Here is a 17,653-nt window from a genome sequence, read left to right as displayed (position 1 = left end):
AAATTCCTTTCTATTCTCCACGAAGCACTAAAGCTGGATCAATATCAACAGTTTTAGATACTGGTATTAAAGATGCAACTATAGTTATTACTATACAGACAATAATTGTCATAGGTACTAAAAGAGGCAAGAAACTTACCTTTCTAGCAAATACCGAAATACTTACTCTATTGGCAAATATATATCCTAATGCAACACCTAAAAGTCCACCAAAAACCCCCAAAAATGCTCCTTCACCTAAAAAGTCAACGATTACTGACGAATTTGTGGCGCCCAAAGCTTTCTTAAGACCTATTTCTTTACGCCTTTCAGTTACAACTGCCATCATTGTTGTGGATACACATATCATCATTATGAATAATACTATTATCGTTACAATGAAGACAAGAGCTTGTAATTTATTCAAAACTATATCTTGTGAGGCGGTAACTCTTTTTACCATTTGTGGAGTTAGAGATCCATCCTTTTGTGAAATATTTGATACTATTTTTGAAAGTTCATTTTGTTCAGCTTCTATTGAATATTCTACGACATCAAAATCTTTGTCTTTAACAAGCTGTGAAATATCATCAATACTCATAAAAATAAGTTCTTCTTCTTTACCACCTGTTGTTACAACTCCTGAAACAACAAAATTAGTATCTATAGAACCTTCTCCATTAACTTTGGGAGTATTTATAATAATTTTATCTCCCTCTTTTAATTCCAAAGCCTTTGAAACTTCATTACCTATTAAAACTTCTCTCGATTTTTCAGGCCATGAACCGTCAATAAGCCAGTACGGAGAATTTTCTTTCGCTCCCTTTAAATCTGTACCTGCAAGCATATAAGGTTGTTCATTAATTTTTGCATTTGTGTAAATATAGGGTGCCTGACCGACAAGCTTTCCTGAAGGAATTAACGATTTAACTTCATCTAACTGTTCATTGGTGATTTTTTTATCAGGGTTAGTGGGAATTACCAACATATTTGCACCATAAGACCTAAACTCCTTACCCATTTGTCTAGGAATATCATAGTAAATAGTAACAAGTCCTGAAATAATTGTTGCTCCCATAGCTATAGCAAGTAGTGCTGTTAACATTCTTGCACGTCTCCTTGCCAAGGAAGTCATTATCATTTTTAAGTAAAATTTATTTTTACTTTGTTTATCTGCCATGTAGTACCTCCGTTGGATTTAAATTCAAAAGGTATCTTATAGCTGGTATTGACCCCAATATTGTAACAAGAATAATAAGTATTGCTACAATGGGAACTACCATAGCTGTTGGAGCTATTGCTGAGCCAAAAACTGTTAGACCAATAATCTGAGTAAGTAGCAGACCAACACCGTAACCTATAACTGTTCCAAATATCGCTGTCAAAATTATTTCCACAAGAATTATGCAAATTATCCTTCCATTTGACGCCCCTATAGCTTTTTGAAGTCCAATTTCATTAGATCTTTCCATTACAGATGCTGTAATAAGATTAGAAATACCAAAGCCTGAACCAATCAAAGTTAATACGGTAATTAAAACCATAAGAAGCGTAGTCTTATTTAAAATATCTCCTTCACTTTCTGCAACTTGGCGAATTGGCTTAGCTACAGAATCAGTCATTACTTCTGTTATTTGATAACAAATAGCAGAAACATAAGCTGTACAATACCATACTTCCCGTTCCTTAATAGTTAAAGATAGTGGGTTTTTGGCAGCCTTTCTTGCTAAGTCATTGTCTGGTGTAGTAAGAGCTGATACTTCAACTTTATTTACAACTCCAGTAACTCCAGCAAATTCTTGTGCTGTTTTTAAAGTAGAATATATAAATGCATCTTCATCAGAACCTGATGAGAAAATACCCTTAACTTTAAATTTTTTGTCTAAATTATTGCTTTTTAGTTGGATTTCATCACCAACTTTAAATCCATTTCTGTCTGCAAAAATCTTTCCAAGCATAACTGAATCGCTATCATTTTCTGATAACCACTCGCCTTGAACTTCCCACCAGTTTTTAAGTCTAATCATACCAGTATCAACTGATTCTCCAGTAGGCAAATTCATATGATTATTAAACCATGTTCCTACCATCTTAGTATGTTTAGAATCATTATTACAAGAAACCCAAGTGTTAAGATATGGCGTATAGTCTACAATATTGTAAGCCCAAAAAATAGTTTTAATGTTAGGAAGTTCTGATTCCTTTAAATATTTTTGAACCTGCCCCTCTTTTTCTTGCATGCCATACAAATCATCAAGAAGGGAAGCTTCCTTAGGCAATACATTAATATTTGCTCCATAGGTCTTTAATTCTTGATTAACTTTATCCCCAACACCGAGCATGGTATTTAACATTGAAGTGGCAAGAGAAGCTCCGAGGGCAACTGTAAATGCAATAAGAGCCATCTTTCCCTTTTGTCTAAAAAGCGCTCCTTTAACTATTCTCCAAAACATAAGCCCTCCTACTTAAATACATAAGACAATGCGTCAAGATCTTTTGGCGCAATCTTTATCTTTTTATCATGGACAATGTATGGGAAAGGTATCGGGTTACATCCACCCTTAAAACCTATTGTACCCCTATTCATTACAACGTCGCACAACTTACAAATAACATCATCGCCTCTTTCAAAATATCCAGATGGACCACATATCTCGCAGGCATCAAGTACAACTCCATAGGAACCTTCTGATTTTTTAATGCAGAAAAATCTCATTTGTACACCATCTTCTGCCTTATACAAATATCTGTGCAAATGCATATCCTCTAAGCTACTTAAAGGAATAACAATCATTCCATTTTCAGTTTGATAATCTTCAGGTGGTGAAAGGGCCTGTTCCTTATTAGCATATGCCTTTCCAAACGTTAATGAAAAAGTATTAATAAATAGAACGACAAGGAAAAAAATTGCCCAATGTCTTTTATTCTTCATTCTATACTTTATTTTTCTTAACTGAGCCCTATTGCTATAATCTTCATTAACTTTAATATTTTGCTTATATAAAATTACTGGAATAGCTATCATAATTAACATTGTTGCATATAAAAACACATTTTCGTGATTAGCTATAAATGCAATAACTCTAAAAAAGTTAACATTTCTAGGAATAATCCCTTTAGAATAAAACCTTTGAATTATGATATTAAATTGGCTGATACCCGAGCATATCAAGCTAAAAAAAACTACAATCTTTAAGTTTTTACCTTCAAGTTTAACTGAGGACTTGTATATGGCAAGCCCTGATAAAATCATCATGATTATCCCAAAAACAAAGCCTAAAATCCTAAAAAGTACAATAGTTGAAACAGCACTTTCGCCATAATATACAAATTTGTTTGATTGGTTAAATACATACGGTAAATAATAAAAACAAATTCCTACAAGATAGACAACAACCGATGATGAAATGAAATTATCATAAATTTTAGCATTTATCTTATCTTCAAATATCATAAAAATTAATATTAAAAATACTGAGATAACTATGGGTACCATAGACCAGAAATTCAATTCTGTTCTATTAATAAAATTAGGTATATTTCTTATAATTATTGAAACAATTGCTGCAATTACCCCTAAAACTAAAGAAATTATAATAACATACTTTTTATATTTGCTCTCTTTAGTTGTATAATAGGCAAGTATTAAAGAAATCATTAGAGAAAAGGCTATTCCCGCCTCCATAACTGTAATAAAAATTTTTAACATAATTTCACCCCCCATATATGTATATAAGGGGAACATAAATTCCCCTTATAAATATTATGAATTTTTAAACTTTACCATTGTGGTCCGTTCCATTCGAAGTCAGTCCATTCTGCAACAAGTGGTTCTGTCCAGAATCTACCTGTTACACCAGTTTCTTTATCTACGTGTAGTAAGTAGTCATTGCCTGGTGCAGAAACTTCAAATTTTACATTATAAACGCCAACACCTTCGTCAAATTTAACATTTGCACCATAGTGTGGACCATCAGATGCGTTCATTGGCATGAAAGAAACTTCTTGAACATGGTCTGAACCTTTCTTTTGTAAATAAGCTTTTACTTTTAACCATGGAACAAAATCACCAACGCCATAACCTAATGTTGAACCTTCTTGTGACGCTGTAATGTCAGCTTCAATATGGCAGTCAGCTTCTTCTTTAGGAATTGAGTTTCCTGCTGGTTCCATATCAACTGGTTGGAAATATACACCAGAGATTACTAAAGGTCCTTTAGTTTGGTCATCGCCAATTGGAAATTCTTCAAATCCTGCATCTTCTCCTGGAGCTGCAGCTTTTGCATCTCCTGCTTCTTTCTTGTTTCCTTCAGCTGGTGTTTTTTCTTCTGTAGAAGTTTTAGCTGTATTATTAGCTTTTGTATCTTCTTTTTTACCACAAGCTGTAAACATTAATGCGCACACAAGCGTCATAACAACAAGAAGTAAACTTTTCTTTTTTAACATAATATCCTCCTATTCTTTTTCTTGGCTGGCTTCAAGCTCAGCTCTAATTTTTTTGTTTCTATTATTTTGATAAATAACAGAAGCAATGGTTACTACTCATAGAATAATTTGTGGAATGAGATTTTCATACCTATATATCCTCCTATTCTTTTTCTTGGCTGGCTTCAAGCTCAGCTCTAATTTTTTTGTTTCTATTATTTTGATAAATAACAGAAGCAATGGTTACTACCAATAGAATAATTTGTGGGATGAGATTTTCATACCTATCGTATATACCTATAACTTCAGCAGACCATCCATTCATCCAAGGAACTATAGTTCTGCCAATTACATCTGCTTCTTGTAATTCTCCTATGCCCTTTCCTAAGAAAGATAAGCAAAGTATAAACATTAGCCAAGAAGTAAATGTAAAGAATGGTTTTAATGGTAGCCTTACAGAAACTTTAGCAATTAAATAATATACAATTGCAAGTATTATGGCGGCAACTAAAAGTCCAATCCACATATGCATTGGATTATCAGAAATGCCTGTTCTCATACCTTGGAAAAACAAAATAAGTTCTGCACCCTCTCTTGCTACTGCTAAGAATGCAGTGAAAGATAAGGCAAAATAATTACCCTTGGAAACAGATTGTTCAACTTTGTTTTTAATGTATCTATTCCAAACTTCAACTTCAGATTTAGAAAGCATCCAATTGGATACATAAAATAGTACGATAACGGCAAGAAACATCGCAATTCCTTCGAATATTTCTTGTCCCATTCCAGACTCAACTTCTCCCACTGTATTGGCGATGATATTAAATCCTCCAGCTAGGACTGCTGAAAAAACAATGCCTAGCAAGGCTCCAATATATACACCTTTTAAATAAATTCTATTATTAGTCTTTGATAAATATGCAGCAATGGCAGCTACAACTAAAATGGCTTCAAGTCCTTCACGAAGTGTAAGTCCAAGAACTGCAAAAAATGTACCAAATCTTTTTAGCAGCTCTCCAAACAATTGACCTGTTGAAAGGCTATTTGCATCTTCTTGACTTTGACCACTGGACTTAGAATCTCCAGAGGTTCCATCAAGAGTATGGGCATCTTCATGAAGATAAGTTATAAGTGCATCAATTTCATCTTTAACTTCTTTTGGGTCTGCATCTGCTTTGATAGAATTTTTTGCTCTGTAAAATTGATGTTCAACCATTGAACCCCTTTGGCCTGAAATTGCAGTCATAGTTGTTTTTTCAAATCCAATTTTTTCATAGAATTTAAAGTAAGCTACATTAACTGCATCTGTGGCTGCTTTTTTAGCATCCTTATCTCCAGGCTTGTAAACTTCCACAGCTTTTTCTAAATGTTCTGACATAGCATCAGCGACTTCAACCCAGTTACCATAATTTGTTTCTGCTGCAAAAGCAGACATGGAAGTGAGGCTAATCATGATTACCATAATTGCAAAAATGCTAGTCATTTTCTTTAATAAATTCATCTCTATCCTCCTTCTTTATTAAACTTCCATCTTCCATTTGGTAAAGTGTATTGCCATATTTTAAAATATCAAGCTCATGAGTAACTATAATAAGTGCAGTACCTTTAGAATTTATTTTTTTTAATAAATCCATTATCTCCATAGTAGTATTTTTATCCAAATCACTTGTTGGCTCATCTAAAATCAAAAGTTCCGGCGAATTAATCATAGATCTGGCTATCAGCACTCTTTTTAGCTCTCCTCCAGATAAATTTTTAGCAAAATCATCCTTCAGATGCAAAATTCCCATCAAATCAAGGAGCATAGCTGCTTTTTCATATGCAGATTCATCTCTTTTAAATAGATAATAAGGAAGAGACACATTCTCTAAAACATTTAAATTTGGAAGTGTTCCTAGACTTTGTGGCACAAAACCTATGATTTCATTCCTATATTTGCTAATTTCTCTATCAGAAAAATCACTTATATTTTTGCCCTTAGCAAAAATTTTACCTTCAGTCGGTTTTAATAAACCAGACAAAAGATTTAAAAAAGTTGACTTCCCGGAACCACTTCTGCCAATTATATTGACAAAATCTCCCTCCTTCAAGGTAAAGTTTACATTTTTAACAGCAAAAAGTGTATTAGAACCTCTTTTGAAACTCTTGCTTAAATTTTCAGTTTCAATTATTGATTCCATTATGAATGTCTTTCTTTCATACAATAATAAATATTAACTAAAACCAATATACATGACAACAATGTGCATAACGGAATGGTTTTTGCTCTGCAAGCCATATCGGCTTTCATGCATCCACCAATAAGCACATGAGCGTTTAGTATCTCTAAAATACCAATTGCTATATTTGAAATAGATAATCCTAAAGATATTTTTGAATCTTTAACTACAATAAGAATAATTGCTAATACTAAAATGACTGCGCCAATACCTATAGTCATATTTCCCATCCAATGGCATTTCATGAACATCCCATTTTCCATAGGAGGACAAACGGGTGTTATAAATTTTGGTGCAAGCACTAACAAAAAACCTATAATAGCTGAAATATATCCTAAAATCTTCTTTCTACTCATTTTAATCATCCTTTCTACTTATCTTTATCAATAACATTGTAAGTATAAAAACGTGTTATTTTTTATACTTACCAGTCTTTTTTTCAACAGTTACCCCTGGCCAGTTACCAACATATTGGTTGGAACCAGTGAGGCCGTTAAAAAGTGTTGACTTACCACTATTAGGGTTGCCGGCAAGTGCAATAGCAATAGCCATCTTAGTCCTCCTTCTTTTCTATTTCTTCAATTGCAATTAATTAAGCATCTGCTTTTCTAATGCTAAGTTCATAATGTCTAATATTAATTTGCACAGGGTCTCCAAGTGGCGCCACCTTCCTTATGTGAATTTCTGAATTTTTTGTAATTCCCATGTCCATTATCCTTCTTTTCAAAGGACCAGAACCATTGATTTTTTTAACGATGTAGTATTTTCCTACAACTGCATCTTTGACAAAACCAAGATTCGCCAGGTGGGACTCAGTTACATTACTATCTCCTAAAGACTTAATCCTTAAAATCTTATAATTAACATTTAAGGGTGCCATTACTAAGCTAAGCATCTAACCACTCGTTTCTAGTTTTAATTTTATTAAAATAAACTAATCTTTGAATTTGATTATCATTTTCGTAACTATTGTAACATAGGAAATTGAAAATTTCAAATCAATTTTTCAGTTTTTTTTAAAAAAAAGGCATATTTTTTAGATTGAGAATATTTTTAATTTATCTTTCTTATGTTGCCTTGTATATTATAATTTTCTTTTTTATTGACCTATATAATAGAAGAACTTTAATAAAAAAGCTCGTTTATTTTTTGTTAGATAGTAATTTTTAGTAATTTTATAAGTAAAACTTATTCTCAAAATAATTTATTTAATAGAAATGCTCTTAAAAATCTCATCTTCCATTAATACCATAGGTAACCTAATGAAGTTATACATCTCAGATTGCCTATTATAAAAATAATCAAAATTCATTCCTACCTCCTCTCTTTAAAATAAAAAAAGACGACAGAATTATTGCTTTCTATCGTCTACGGTTGTCTTATATTTATTTTTCTTCAAATTGATTTTATTGTATAGTTTAATAATTCTAATAATCCAATAACATATATACCTAATTTAGGTAATCCAAATGGACTAAATAAAAATGCTAATATTAGTGCTTCAATTACAATTTGCTTGTCTCCTTGAAAAATGCTAGCTATTCCAATTATAAAAATCAAAGTAGAAACTACGCTTAACAACGCAGTACTCAAACTTAATATGAAGGTTAAAAAAGCTATGAGCAAACTAAACACTAATCTTATCGGTAATAAAATTATTCTAATTATCCATCTCATACATACTCCTAAAAATTAAACTGGGATTCATAACAAACCCCAGTTTCATAATTAGCGTGTCCTTTAATATAATTTTGATCCTGCTGGAATATTATCATCCAGCATTATTAAGTTAAGTTTTTCTTCACCGTCATACTCACAAATTGCAGATATAATCATACCTTCTGAGTCGATTCCCATCATCTTACGAGGAGGAAGATTACAAATTGCAAGTAGTGTCTTTCCAATTAAGCTCTCTGCGCTGTAATATTCCTTAATACCAGATAAAATAACTCTTTCTTTTTCAGAACCATCATCTAATGTAAATTTCAAAAGTTTTTTTGACTTAGGAACTTCTTCGCAGTATTTAACCTTTACAACTCTAAAATCAGATTTTGAGAAAGTTTCAAAGTCTACCATATCTTCAAATAATGGTTCAACTTTCACTTTTGAAAGGTCAATTTCTTCTGTCGTAAGTTTGTCGTAAGTTTCGTAAGTTTCTTTTGACAAACCCCCATTTTCTGCCTTTTCTAAGCCTATTGGCTTCATTGTGGGGAAAAACAAAAGCCTGAAAAAAAAGAAACCCCTTCGGGAACGCGTCCACGAAGAGGATTAAGGAAGATAGCCGTCTTCCTTTTTTATTTGTCTATCAACCTTTGTAACATCAGTCGAATCGTGTTCTCTCATTATAAAAAAGGATCCATTGAGGATTGACTATCAATGGATCCTTTAAAGTCTTTCGTGGAATGCGACGCCGCAGCAATGTTCCGCACAAGGCTGATGACGCCTTTAGACAACTTATTCTTTTTTCTCACCCAACAGGCATGAGACTAAGCCCAATCCGACGGGCACAAGGGGCAACGCAAAATAAGAAGGAACGCCGCCCATTGAAGCACTGAAATACTCGAGCCATAGCCTTACCAATTGCAAGAGAATGTAGGACAAGGCGATGGTATAAAGACAAATTCGACTTCTCTGGTTCATAATTCCTCCTTTATTAAACAATTGTGTTTTTTATTTTATATATTTATTGCAGATTCGTCAATGGGAAATTCGCACTCGAATGTGGAATACTTTATGGGGTCACTCTATCATTCTATACGTTGGCTTTGCTTTTTTATTTGTCATTTTTCGATTGGCCGAAGCATTTTCTGTAGGCCGACGGAGACAAGCCCGTAAACTGCTTAAAGGCACGAGAGAAATTCGACGGGTTGTCGTAGCCCACGGACTCGGCGATGTAGGTCATGGAAGCATTGGTGTCGATTAATTGCCGCTCCGCTTCCATCATGCGCAAATTGGCCAAGTATTTCATGGGGGTGTATTGGCAGGTGTGGATGAATTTATTAATGATCGTGGATTTGGAGCAACCGAAGGTTTCTTCCATCTGTTCTAAAGTTATGGGCTCCTTTAAATTTTCCCGTAAATACTGCTCCATTTCCGCCACAAATTCATCTTCCGTCTCTTGGAAATAGCGCTTGCGATTGGCGCTCACCTGCTCCTTGGAAATGGTGGCGAGCAGCCTGAAGGCCATCAGGCCGATGCCTGCGCGATCGGCTTTTGCCAAGGCTTCGATTAAGCCGCGGGCTTCGTCCAGGGCATCTTTTCGCTTCACCGTAAAGCCTATGTCTTTGATCTCTTTTACCACATCGACAAACTCTCGGGACAGATCCGCCAAAAACGTGCGTCCCTCGATTTCATCGGGAGCCACCATCATGTTAAAGGCGACGATGCCTTCTTGAGTGCCGTAGGAGGCCTTGGATTCGGGAATGGCCCTGCCGACAAAAACTTCGCTCGATGTGATTAAGACCTTGCTGTCGTTAATGTGGGTGTAGTAATTGCCGTTGAGGCAATAAGCGATTCGATAGCCCCGCCTGCCGCTGTGGACGGCATTTTCCGAGTGATAGCGGCTTTTTATATTGATGTAGGCGACGAAGACGCCCGGCGCGATGCGATAGGTGACCATGGTGTCCTCGTCCCTTTCAATGCCTTCAAAATACATGGTGTCCTCGTCGTAATCGACGACGCGAAAGCCCCAAGACTCAACGCCGTCAACCCAATCTTCTAAATTTGTCATGGCTTTCTCCTAATAGACATAGGCATCGGAGCGCTCGAAGCTTTCGATCATGGTGCGGTAGGTGGGGCTTTCTTTCAAAAGGGCCTCGTGGCCTCCGCAGGCTTCGATTTTTCCCTCTTTCATCACGATGATCTGATCAACCCCTTCGATGGATTTCATGCGGTGGGAAATAATCATCACCGTTTTGTTTTTTATGAGCCGATTCAAAGATTCCTGAATGTACTTTTCGTTTTCCACATCCAAGGACGCGGCGATTTCATCTAAAAGAATGATCTGTGCATCTTTCAAAAAGGCGCGGGCGATGGAAATCCGCTGCCGCTGGCCGCCGGAAAGGCGGGAGCCGTTTTCGCCGATGATTGTGTCGTAACCTTGGGGCAATTGCTTCACGAAATCGTCGCAGCCCGCCTGCTTCGCCGCTTCGTAGACCTCTTCTTCCGTGGCGTCGTATTTTCCGATGCGAATGTTATCGAAGACGGAGCCGTTGAAGAGGAGCACGTCTTGAAAGACCATGGACACGTGCTTAAACAGATCCTCCGTTTGAATGGAGGAAAGCTCTTTGCCGTCCACGGTCATATGGCCGGCGTCGTAATCGTAGAGGCGGCTCACCAAGCGCAGCAAGGTGGATTTGCCGCAGCCCGAGGGACCTACCAATGCCGTTACCGTATTTTGCTTCGCTTCAAAGGAGATGGCGTCGATGACTTTCTTTTTCTTGTCGTAGGAGAAGTCCACATGATCCCCGACGATGTCGAAATGCTCCAGGGCCGTCGGGCTTCCGGTTTGCTTCGGTGCGTCCACCAAGCTTTTGATTTTATCGACGCTGCTCGAAATGTAGGCGATTTCCGCATGGGCCATCGTGAAGGCGGTGGTGGCGTCGATGAGGCGGGCCGCCGCAAAGACATAGCCGGCAAAGTAGAGCACGTTGATGGTGCCGCTTTGCAGCAGGCGGGTGCCCACCACCATGGCAAAGCCCAGAGACAAGAAGCTGACTGCACCAGAAAAGGTGACGGGCAATGCCTGGCCCAGTTCCGTTCGAATGTGCACGGCTTCGTTTCGCCGCGCCAGTCGCTTCGCCTCGCTTTTTTTCGTCTCGCTCAAATGGTAGGACTGAATTTCCTCGTGCATATCGATGAGCTCTTGAAAGGCTTTCGCCATTTTCCGCTGCCTGAGAAAATACTTCTTCGAGACCTTTGCCTGCATTTGCCGGGACAATTGGGCGAGAAAAATGCTGAGCACAATGGGCACCAAGACGGCGAGCCCCAGAAGGGGTTGGCCGATAAGAAGCATGATGCCGATGACGATCACCGTGGCGAGAAAGGCGTAGTAGGTGGGCACGGAGTGGGACAGGGCGTGCTCGATGGTCTCCACGTCTTTCATCATGGTTTGGGACACGTCGGTTAAGTCCTTTTTGTTAAAGGACGACAGGGGCAATTGCCGGATTCCCTCGGCGATCTCCATGCGCAAGTTCGCCGATTCCTTATAGGTTTCGTTAAAAGTGGTGTGGTACTCCTTGTTAATGGCCAGAAACATCACTGCGCCGATAAGCACAAAGCCGAGAGCGCCGTAAGCCATGTTGAAGCCGCCGAAGCCCAAGAGGCCGTTGGTGGCATACATTAGGAGAAACATAGGGAGCATGTAGGTAATGTTTTTTAAAAAGCCGTAAACCGTCGCCCGCCACAGGCCGTCGGCTCCCCGTTCCGTGAGGGCGTAGGTTTTGCGTAAATACTCTTTCATCCGTCGATCCTCCATTCATTGGCCTCGTGATACAAGTTGACGAAGCGGGCGTAGCGGCCGTCCTCGTTCATAAGGGCGTCGTGATTGCCCCGTTCGATGACCTTTCCCCCTTCGATAAAGAGAATCTCGTCCACGCCGCGAATGCTGCTCATGCGGTGGGCGATCATGATGGTGGTGCGGCCCTTCATTAAATTGGAAAAGGCCTTTTGGATCTCGTATTCATTTTCGGGATCCGCCGCCGCCGAAGCTTCATCCAGAATGAGGATTTTCGGATCTTTTAAAAACAGCCGGGCAATGGCGACCCGCTGGCACTCGCCGCCGGAAAGCTTCACACCCTCGGCGCCAATGACGGTGTCGTAGCCTGTTGAAAATTTCTCTTTGAATTCCTCACAACGGGCCAAGGCCAAGGCGCGATGCACGTCCTCTTGGCTTGCCTCGGGATCTGCCAGCCGGACATTGTCGTAAATGGAGAGGCCTTCAAAAAGCTTCGCCTGTTGAAACACCATGCCCACCGTTTCCATGACCCCTTCTTTGTCGTAGGCGGTCATGGGCTTCTCGCCGATCATCACGTCGCCTTTATTTACCGGATAGAGCCCGGAGACGAGCTTGGCGATGGTGGACTTGCCGCCGCCGGAGGGGCCGACGAAGGCGTAAATTTTTCCCGCATCTAAGCGGAGGGAGAAGTCGGAGAGAATTTTTTCGTCCTCGTAAGAAAAGTCTACGTGACTAAAGGTAATGGATCCGTCTGCGAAGTCTTTTTCTTTTCCGAAGACCATTTTCTTTTCTTCCATCTCCTTAAACAGGCCCTCCAGAGTATCCACGGCGCGATTGGCCTGCACGTGATACATGGACACGTACATAATTTTCATAATGTTGGCAAAAAACATCCCCATAAACAGCGCGAAGAACAAGGCCTTTGCCGCCCACAGGCCGCCGTTATCCCCTGCGCCTACGCGGTAGACGGCGTAGAAAACAGGCACGACGATAAATAAATTCAACAGCCACTGAAAGGTGACGTAGGGAATGCGACAGGACATGGAGTAGTTGTAAACCATGTCGGCGTAATCGTTGATGGTGCTGTATAGCCGCTTAAAGCTCACGATGGGTGCGGCAAAAAGCTTCACCACCTGCATGCCCCGCACGTATTCAACGGCCTCGGCATTTAACAGATCCAGCTGCTCCATGTAGGCGCTCATAAATTCTTTTTCCCCCATCATTTTGAAGCAGAGGAAGCCCGACAAGAGGACGATGACGCCGAAAAAGGCCGCCAGCCGCAAATCCACCAGGCCGATGACGACAAACATCAGGATCGGCGTTAAAATGGCCACGGTTTGATCGGGAATCAAGTGGGCCACGGCCATGTGGGTCTGCTCCACATTGTCGTCGATGATTTTGCGCACGCGACCCGATTGGTTTTTGTCGTAAAAAGTATTGGACGCCGTCAAGAGATGATCGATGCCCTTTTCCCTCAGGCGGGTTTCCAAGCGAAAGGCCGCCAAGTGGCTCATCCATGTGCCGAGGAAATAAAGAATTCCGTAGGCGATAAATGCCGCCACCACGCGGAGGGCATAGTCGCTGCCCGCACCAAAATCCTGTTCAATAAAAATGGCCTTTAGGGCGAGCCACAAACAATAATAGCCGAACAAATGACAGCAAACGGCGGCTATAGAAAAAAATGCCGACAAAAAGCCGTTGCTTCGCTTCTCCGGTATGTAAGCAAATAGTTTGCGATAAGTGTTCAAATAGATCTCCTTTCTTTAATGATAGTGCTTATCTTTTATCTTTTAAACACAGTGTAGCGATTTTCCCTCTCCCTGTCTATTCCTAAAAACGAAATTATTCATTTCGTTTGACGAAATCCACGCACGCCCGGCGATGGAAAGCCGACCCGGCCGGTTGCCGCGGAAATGAAGCCCATGGGGCAATTTTTCTTGCTATAATAATAAAGAACCAAAGTGTTTTATAAGATGCGCGGCCTGCATGCCGTCTCAGAAGGAGTTCACCATGTACCGAAAAGAGATCACCACCTACATCTTCTCGATTCTTTTTATTGCCATGGCCGCCGCCATTCAGATCATGGAGGCCCGAGGCACCTTGCCTTTTACGGGAAAGACTTTGGTGTTTTTTCTCTACGCCCTGGTCTTTCTTCTCTGGGCGAAAAACATGGAAAACCGCGTGCTCCGCGCCGATGTAGCCCGGCGATTTAAATTCATCGCCCTTTTGCTTGTCGGCTACTTGGCCACCCGCACGGTAAAATACGAAATCCTCATCACTTCCGCCACCGCCGTTCGTTGGATTCGCTACATATATTATTTTTTCATTCTCACCACCGTTCACTTGGTCTTTTTTACGTCCCTCTACGTAGGCAAATCGGAGCGCGAGCCCATCGACAAGCGTTGGAATCTTTTTTGGATTCCCACTGCCACCTTGATTCTCTTGATTTTAACCAACGACTTCCACGGCCTCGTCTTCGTGTCCTACGACCACGCCTCGGGCTTTAAGCAGTACGGCCCCGTCTACCTTATGACCAACGGCTACATCCTTCTTCTCGCCGCCTTGACCCTGATTATTACATCGAAGCGGTCCTTGGCACAAAAGCGGCTGAAATCCATCGCCGCCCCGGTAGGGGTTTTGGCCCTGTGCTTTGTCTACACCGTGCTCTACATCGTAGACTGGCCGCCTTTTCACTATGTAAAAATCGCTTTTCAAAGCGCGGAGTTTAACAGCCTTACGGTCATTCTCTTTATCGAGTCTTTGGTTTTTACGCGGCTCATCGCCTCCAATCGAGGCTACGACACTTTTTTAAGCTTGTCTTCCTTGAATATGGGCATGATGGATTTAAAGGGACAAATCGTCGTGAAACCCAACAAGGGGCCGGAGGTCAGCACCGATGCAGTAAGAGAAGCGGAAAACCGCGCCATTGCCGTGGACGAAAACACCCTTCTCGAAAGTTCGCCCATTGGCGGCGGCAGCTGTTTTTGGTTCGTGGACCTTACGGATTTTAATCGCCTGAAAGCGCAACTTCTCTCCGTCAACGAGGAAATGCTCAACGAAAATGAATTGCTTCTGGCCAACAATAAACTGAAGGAAGAAATGGCCATGGTTAAAGAGCAGCGAGACATTCGCGACGCCATTCAGGAAAAGCTCAAGCCCCAATTCGCTCAGTTGAAAGTCATTATGGCCCACCTGCCCGAGGCGGAAGATGCTTACGAAGACGCCCTCAAGGACGCCTGCCTCTTAAATGTGTATATTAAGCGCTTCTCCAATTTTTTTTTGCTTGCCAGAAACAGAGCGGATCTTTCCCTGGCGGAAATGCGTTTGGCCTTCGACGAATCCTTAGACTATCTGCGATTAAAAGGCGTGGTCACCTCCAATACCTGGGACGTGGCAGGCGCTGTGGATGCCGCAGCAGGCCTGAGCCTTTACGCCGCGTTTCAAATGATCATAGAGGCTTATCTCCATTGTCTTAAGGCGATTTTCATTCATTTTCAGGAAAAGGATGAATCGCTTTTGCTCTCGATCTACGTGGAAAGCGAAGAACAAATCTCCCCGGAAAGAAAAATCCGAGCGGTGCTCCCCTCCGAAGGCGTCTCCTTTACGGAGGAATTTAAGGAAGGGCTCTCTCTCCTGCGCTTTTCCGTAAAAAAAGGCGGTGACCCACGATGATGAATCTATCTACAGCGGCGCTCGCTATTTTATTTATTGCGAGCCTCGCCATCCTTATCATGGCACTGGATCTATCCGTGGACGCGGCCCTTGCCTTGCGAATATCGCCTCTCTTTTTCACAAGCGCCCTCTTGGTCTTGGCGGCACTTCTTCCCGCCCAAGTGGTGGCGGAGCTGGGCACCGGGCATTACCACTTAGCCGATTATTTTTTACACACGCCCCTTCTCGCCTTCATCGCCTATCTCCTGCTTTTGCTCTTCTTAGAAGGCGTCCTGGCCCGCAAGCTTTCCAAACTGAAAAAGGTTCAACTGGGAGAAAACTCCGTGAAAGAAAGCGTGGACAATCTCCCCGACGGCATTTGTTTTTCAAAGTTCGACGGCACGCCCCTTTTAGTGAATCGCCAAATGCAGGAAATCAGCTACCAAGTCTTCGGCAAAAAGATCGTCAACGACTTGCTCTGCGCGCGGGACATCGAAGCCAATCGCATTCGTCCGCGGACAAAAATTTTGCAGCGGGAGCCTTTAATTATCGCAAGCAATTCCAAGGTGTGGCAGATTAAAATCATCCACCACGGCTTGGTGAAGGAAACCCTGGCCTACGACATGACCCTGGAATGGGCGCTCTATGAGGAAATCGAGAAAATGACCCGGGCCAATCAGCGGATGAATGCCGAATTAAAGGCGTATCAAGAAAAAATCGGCGAATACACGCGGCAGAAGGAAATTTTACAGGCCAAGATAAAAATCCACGACCGCTTAGGTCAGGCCCTGATTTATTTCAGACGCTATTTGGAAAAGTCGGAGAAGACGCCTGAGGATCGCCGCCGACTGGAGACCCTGTGGCGGGAATGTTTGATTCTTTTCGACGAAGAAGATGAGGCGCCGAAAGCGACCTCGGCTTGGGACAAGTTTATTTCGACGGCGAAGGCCATCGGCGTGGATGTCATGGTCGAAGGCGACGTGCTCGCGTCGGAGGAAGATCAGGCCCTCTTGGTGGACTTGGTCCACGAGGCGTTGAACAACGCCGTTCGCCACGGCCACGCCAAAAAGATTTGGATCACCTTAAAAGATCGCGGCGCCACATTTTCCTGCACCATTAAAAACGACGGCAACTTGCCCACGGGCCCGGTGGAGGAAAAAGGCGGATTGAAAAATATGCGCCAACGCTTGGCTTATTACGACGGCACCCTGGCCGTACGCAGAGAGTCGCTCTTCCAATTGGATTTATCCTGGAGCAAAGGAGGTTTTCGTGACTTATAAATTTATGATCGTCGACGATCAATTTGTCTCCCGTGAACTGTTCCGCCTTATTCTGGACAACCATCCCGGTTACGAGGTGGTTTATTCCGTAGACACGGCCATGTTTGCCGACACCTATGTCCTGAATCGGAATTTGGATTTGGTGATTATGGACATTCTCATGCAAGACGGCTCCAACGGATTGGATGCGGCGGAAAAGATAAAAAGGTTGAGGCCGGACATAAAAATCGTCGCCGTCACCAGTATGCCGGAAGTCTCCTGGATGGAGCGGGCGAAGGCCATCGGCATCGACAGTTTTTGGTACAAAGAAGCATCGGAGGCAAGTATTCTCGAGGTCATCGACCGCACCTTGGCCGGGGAATCCATTTATCCCGAAGCCACGCCGGTGATTCAGCTGGGCCTCGCCCAATCCACGGAATTTACGCCTCGAGAAATTCAGGTGCTACGTCTCTTGACCACCGGCGCCGGCAACGAGGAGATCGCGACGAAATTAGAAATCTCCCTGAACACGGTGAAGACCCACGTTCAGCATTTAATGGACAAGACCGGCTTTAACAGCCGCACCCAGCTGGCCATTCAGGCGCGAATCACAGGTTTTGTCATCGAAGAAAGTGAACAATGACGCCGCGGAAATCCTCCGCGGT

The 17,653-nt window shown here is 41.7% G+C and carries 16 protein-coding genes and 3 pseudogenes; 3 read left to right on the top strand and 16 right to left on the bottom strand.

Annotated features, from left to right (window positions below; translation table 11 throughout):
* Positions 1–10: 10 nt before the first annotated feature.
* The 16 genes and pseudogenes from WKT05_RS03885 to WKT05_RS03810 form a co-directional block, all read right to left on the bottom strand.
* The gene (locus tag WKT05_RS03885; RefSeq protein ID WP_215506903.1) at positions 11–1,159 is read right to left on the bottom strand and encodes an ABC transporter permease; all 1,149 of its coding nucleotides are present in this window, start codon (positions 1,157–1,159) and stop codon (positions 11–13) included.
* The gene (locus tag WKT05_RS03880) at positions 1,149–2,432 is read right to left on the bottom strand and encodes an ABC transporter permease (RefSeq protein ID WP_215506905.1); all 1,284 of its coding nucleotides are present in this window, start codon (positions 2,430–2,432) and stop codon (positions 1,149–1,151) included. Before WKT05_RS03880 ends, WKT05_RS03885 begins: the two co-directional genes overlap by 11 nt.
* An 8-nt stretch (positions 2,433–2,440) precedes the next feature.
* The gene (locus WKT05_RS03875) at positions 2,441–3,703 is read right to left on the bottom strand and encodes a Fe-S-containing protein (RefSeq protein WP_215506907.1); all 1,263 of its coding nucleotides are present in this window, start codon (positions 3,701–3,703) and stop codon (positions 2,441–2,443) included.
* A 56-nt stretch (positions 3,704–3,759) separates the two neighbouring features.
* The gene (locus WKT05_RS03870; RefSeq protein ID WP_340412971.1) at positions 3,760–4,425 is read right to left on the bottom strand and encodes an iron transporter; all 666 of its coding nucleotides are present in this window, start codon (positions 4,423–4,425) and stop codon (positions 3,760–3,762) included.
* Between the two features lie 142 nt (positions 4,426–4,567).
* A complete protein-coding gene (locus tag WKT05_RS03865; RefSeq protein ID WP_215506911.1) occupies positions 4,568–5,905 on the bottom strand; it encodes an FTR1 family iron permease in 1,338 nt (445 codons plus the stop codon).
* The gene (locus WKT05_RS03860) at positions 5,880–6,584 is read right to left on the bottom strand and encodes an ABC transporter ATP-binding protein (protein ID WP_340412970.1); all 705 of its coding nucleotides are present in this window, start codon (positions 6,582–6,584) and stop codon (positions 5,880–5,882) included. The genes WKT05_RS03865 and WKT05_RS03860 overlap by 26 nt, the downstream gene beginning before the upstream one ends.
* On the bottom strand, positions 6,584–6,979 hold the full coding sequence (locus tag WKT05_RS03855) for a DUF4418 family protein (RefSeq protein WP_340412969.1): 396 nt from the start codon (positions 6,977–6,979) through the stop codon (positions 6,584–6,586). The genes WKT05_RS03860 and WKT05_RS03855 overlap by 1 nt, the downstream gene beginning before the upstream one ends.
* 58 nt (positions 6,980–7,037) lie before the next feature.
* Positions 7,038–7,175: pseudogene (locus WKT05_RS03850) on the bottom strand (FeoB small GTPase domain-containing protein); the annotation flags it as partial.
* Between the two features lie 40 nt (positions 7,176–7,215).
* Positions 7,216–7,428 carry a FeoA family protein gene (locus WKT05_RS03845; protein ID WP_340412996.1) on the bottom strand — a complete coding sequence of 71 codons (213 nt, stop codon included), beginning with the start codon at positions 7,426–7,428 and terminating at the stop codon, positions 7,216–7,218.
* A 402-nt stretch (positions 7,429–7,830) separates the two neighbouring features.
* A pseudogene (locus WKT05_RS03840) lies at positions 7,831–7,935 on the bottom strand (replication initiator protein A); the annotation flags it as partial.
* A gap of 83 nt (positions 7,936–8,018) precedes the next feature.
* Positions 8,019–8,300, bottom strand: a complete 282-nt coding sequence (locus WKT05_RS03835) for a CD1845 family protein (RefSeq protein WP_019124101.1) — start codon at positions 8,298–8,300, stop codon at positions 8,019–8,021.
* Between the two features lie 63 nt (positions 8,301–8,363).
* Positions 8,364–8,846: pseudogene (gene metG / locus WKT05_RS03830) on the bottom strand (methionine--tRNA ligase subunit beta); the annotation flags it as partial.
* 231 nt (positions 8,847–9,077) lie between these two features.
* Entirely contained in the window at positions 9,078–9,263 is a 186-nt protein-coding gene (locus WKT05_RS03825) for a hypothetical protein (protein WP_340412967.1), read from the bottom strand.
* A gap of 133 nt (positions 9,264–9,396) precedes the next feature.
* Complete coding sequence (locus WKT05_RS03820) at positions 9,397–10,353, bottom strand: AraC family transcriptional regulator (protein WP_340412966.1); 957 nt, start codon at positions 10,351–10,353, stop codon at positions 9,397–9,399.
* Positions 10,354–10,362: 9 nt separating this feature from the next.
* A complete protein-coding gene (locus WKT05_RS03815; protein WP_340412965.1) occupies positions 10,363–12,084 on the bottom strand; it encodes an ABC transporter ATP-binding protein in 1,722 nt (573 codons plus the stop codon).
* Positions 12,081–13,826 (bottom strand): ABC transporter ATP-binding protein, encoded by a 1,746-nt coding sequence (locus WKT05_RS03810; RefSeq protein ID WP_340412963.1) that lies wholly within the window; start codon positions 13,824–13,826, stop codon positions 12,081–12,083. Before WKT05_RS03810 ends, WKT05_RS03815 begins: the two co-directional genes overlap by 4 nt.
* A 262-nt stretch (positions 13,827–14,088) precedes the next feature.
* On the opposite strand from WKT05_RS03810, the gene WKT05_RS03805 reads away from it, so the two are divergent.
* Genes WKT05_RS03805 through WKT05_RS03795 form a run of 3 tightly spaced genes read left to right on the top strand, consistent with a single transcriptional unit; the run spans position 14,089 to position 17,631 of the window.
* Complete coding sequence (locus WKT05_RS03805) at positions 14,089–15,750, top strand: histidine kinase N-terminal 7TM domain-containing protein (RefSeq protein WP_340412962.1); 1,662 nt, start codon at positions 14,089–14,091, stop codon at positions 15,748–15,750.
* Positions 15,747–17,009: a sensor histidine kinase gene (locus tag WKT05_RS03800; protein WP_340412961.1), complete on the top strand. Its 1,263-nt coding sequence runs from the start codon at positions 15,747–15,749 to the stop codon at positions 17,007–17,009. The genes WKT05_RS03805 and WKT05_RS03800 overlap by 4 nt, the downstream gene beginning before the upstream one ends.
* Positions 16,999–17,631 carry a response regulator transcription factor gene (locus WKT05_RS03795; RefSeq protein ID WP_340412960.1) on the top strand — a complete coding sequence of 211 codons (633 nt, stop codon included), beginning with the start codon at positions 16,999–17,001 and terminating at the stop codon, positions 17,629–17,631. Before WKT05_RS03800 ends, WKT05_RS03795 begins: the two co-directional genes overlap by 11 nt.
* The last annotated feature ends 22 nt before the right edge of the window (positions 17,632–17,653 follow it).

It is taken from the genome of Peptoniphilus sp. HCN-40583 (assembly GCF_037892835.1).
Taxonomy (GTDB): Bacteria; Bacillota; Clostridia; order Tissierellales; family Peptoniphilaceae; genus Aedoeadaptatus; species Aedoeadaptatus rachelemmaiella.
This window is presented reverse-complemented; position numbering and strand designations above follow the sequence as displayed.

What these genes read in the sequence shown, in the direction of transcription:
- WKT05_RS03855 (WP_340412969.1), bottom strand. Translation starts at nt 6,979, where the DNA reads ATGAGTAGAAAGAAGATTTTAGGATATATTTCAGCTATTATAGGTTTT.
- WKT05_RS03800 (WP_340412961.1), top strand. Translation starts at nt 15,747, where the DNA reads ATGATGAATCTATCTACAGCGGCGCTCGCTATTTTATTTATTGCGAGC.
- WKT05_RS03860 (WP_340412970.1), bottom strand. Translation starts at nt 6,584, where the DNA reads ATGGAATCAATAATTGAAACTGAAAATTTAAGCAAGAGTTTCAAAAGA.
- WKT05_RS03870 (WP_340412971.1), bottom strand. Translation starts at nt 4,425, where the DNA reads ATGTTAAAAAAGAAAAGTTTACTTCTTGTTGTTATGACGCTTGTGTGC.
- WKT05_RS03885 (WP_215506903.1), bottom strand. Translation starts at nt 1,159, where the DNA reads ATGGCAGATAAACAAAGTAAAAATAAATTTTACTTAAAAATGATAATG.
- WKT05_RS03825 (WP_340412967.1), bottom strand. Translation starts at nt 9,263, where the DNA reads ATGAACCAGAGAAGTCGAATTTGTCTTTATACCATCGCCTTGTCCTAC.
- WKT05_RS03835 (WP_019124101.1), bottom strand. Translation starts at nt 8,300, where the DNA reads ATGAGATGGATAATTAGAATAATTTTATTACCGATAAGATTAGTGTTT.
- WKT05_RS03865 (WP_215506911.1), bottom strand. Translation starts at nt 5,905, where the DNA reads ATGAATTTATTAAAGAAAATGACTAGCATTTTTGCAATTATGGTAATC.
- WKT05_RS03880 (WP_215506905.1), bottom strand. Translation starts at nt 2,432, where the DNA reads ATGTTTTGGAGAATAGTTAAAGGAGCGCTTTTTAGACAAAAGGGAAAG.
- WKT05_RS03820 (WP_340412966.1), bottom strand. Translation starts at nt 10,353, where the DNA reads ATGACAAATTTAGAAGATTGGGTTGACGGCGTTGAGTCTTGGGGCTTT.
- WKT05_RS03805 (WP_340412962.1), top strand. Translation starts at nt 14,089, where the DNA reads ATGTACCGAAAAGAGATCACCACCTACATCTTCTCGATTCTTTTTATT.
- WKT05_RS03875 (WP_215506907.1), bottom strand. Translation starts at nt 3,703, where the DNA reads ATGGGGGGTGAAATTATGTTAAAAATTTTTATTACAGTTATGGAGGCG.
- WKT05_RS03815 (WP_340412965.1), bottom strand. Translation starts at nt 12,084, where the DNA reads ATGAAAGAGTATTTACGCAAAACCTACGCCCTCACGGAACGGGGAGCC.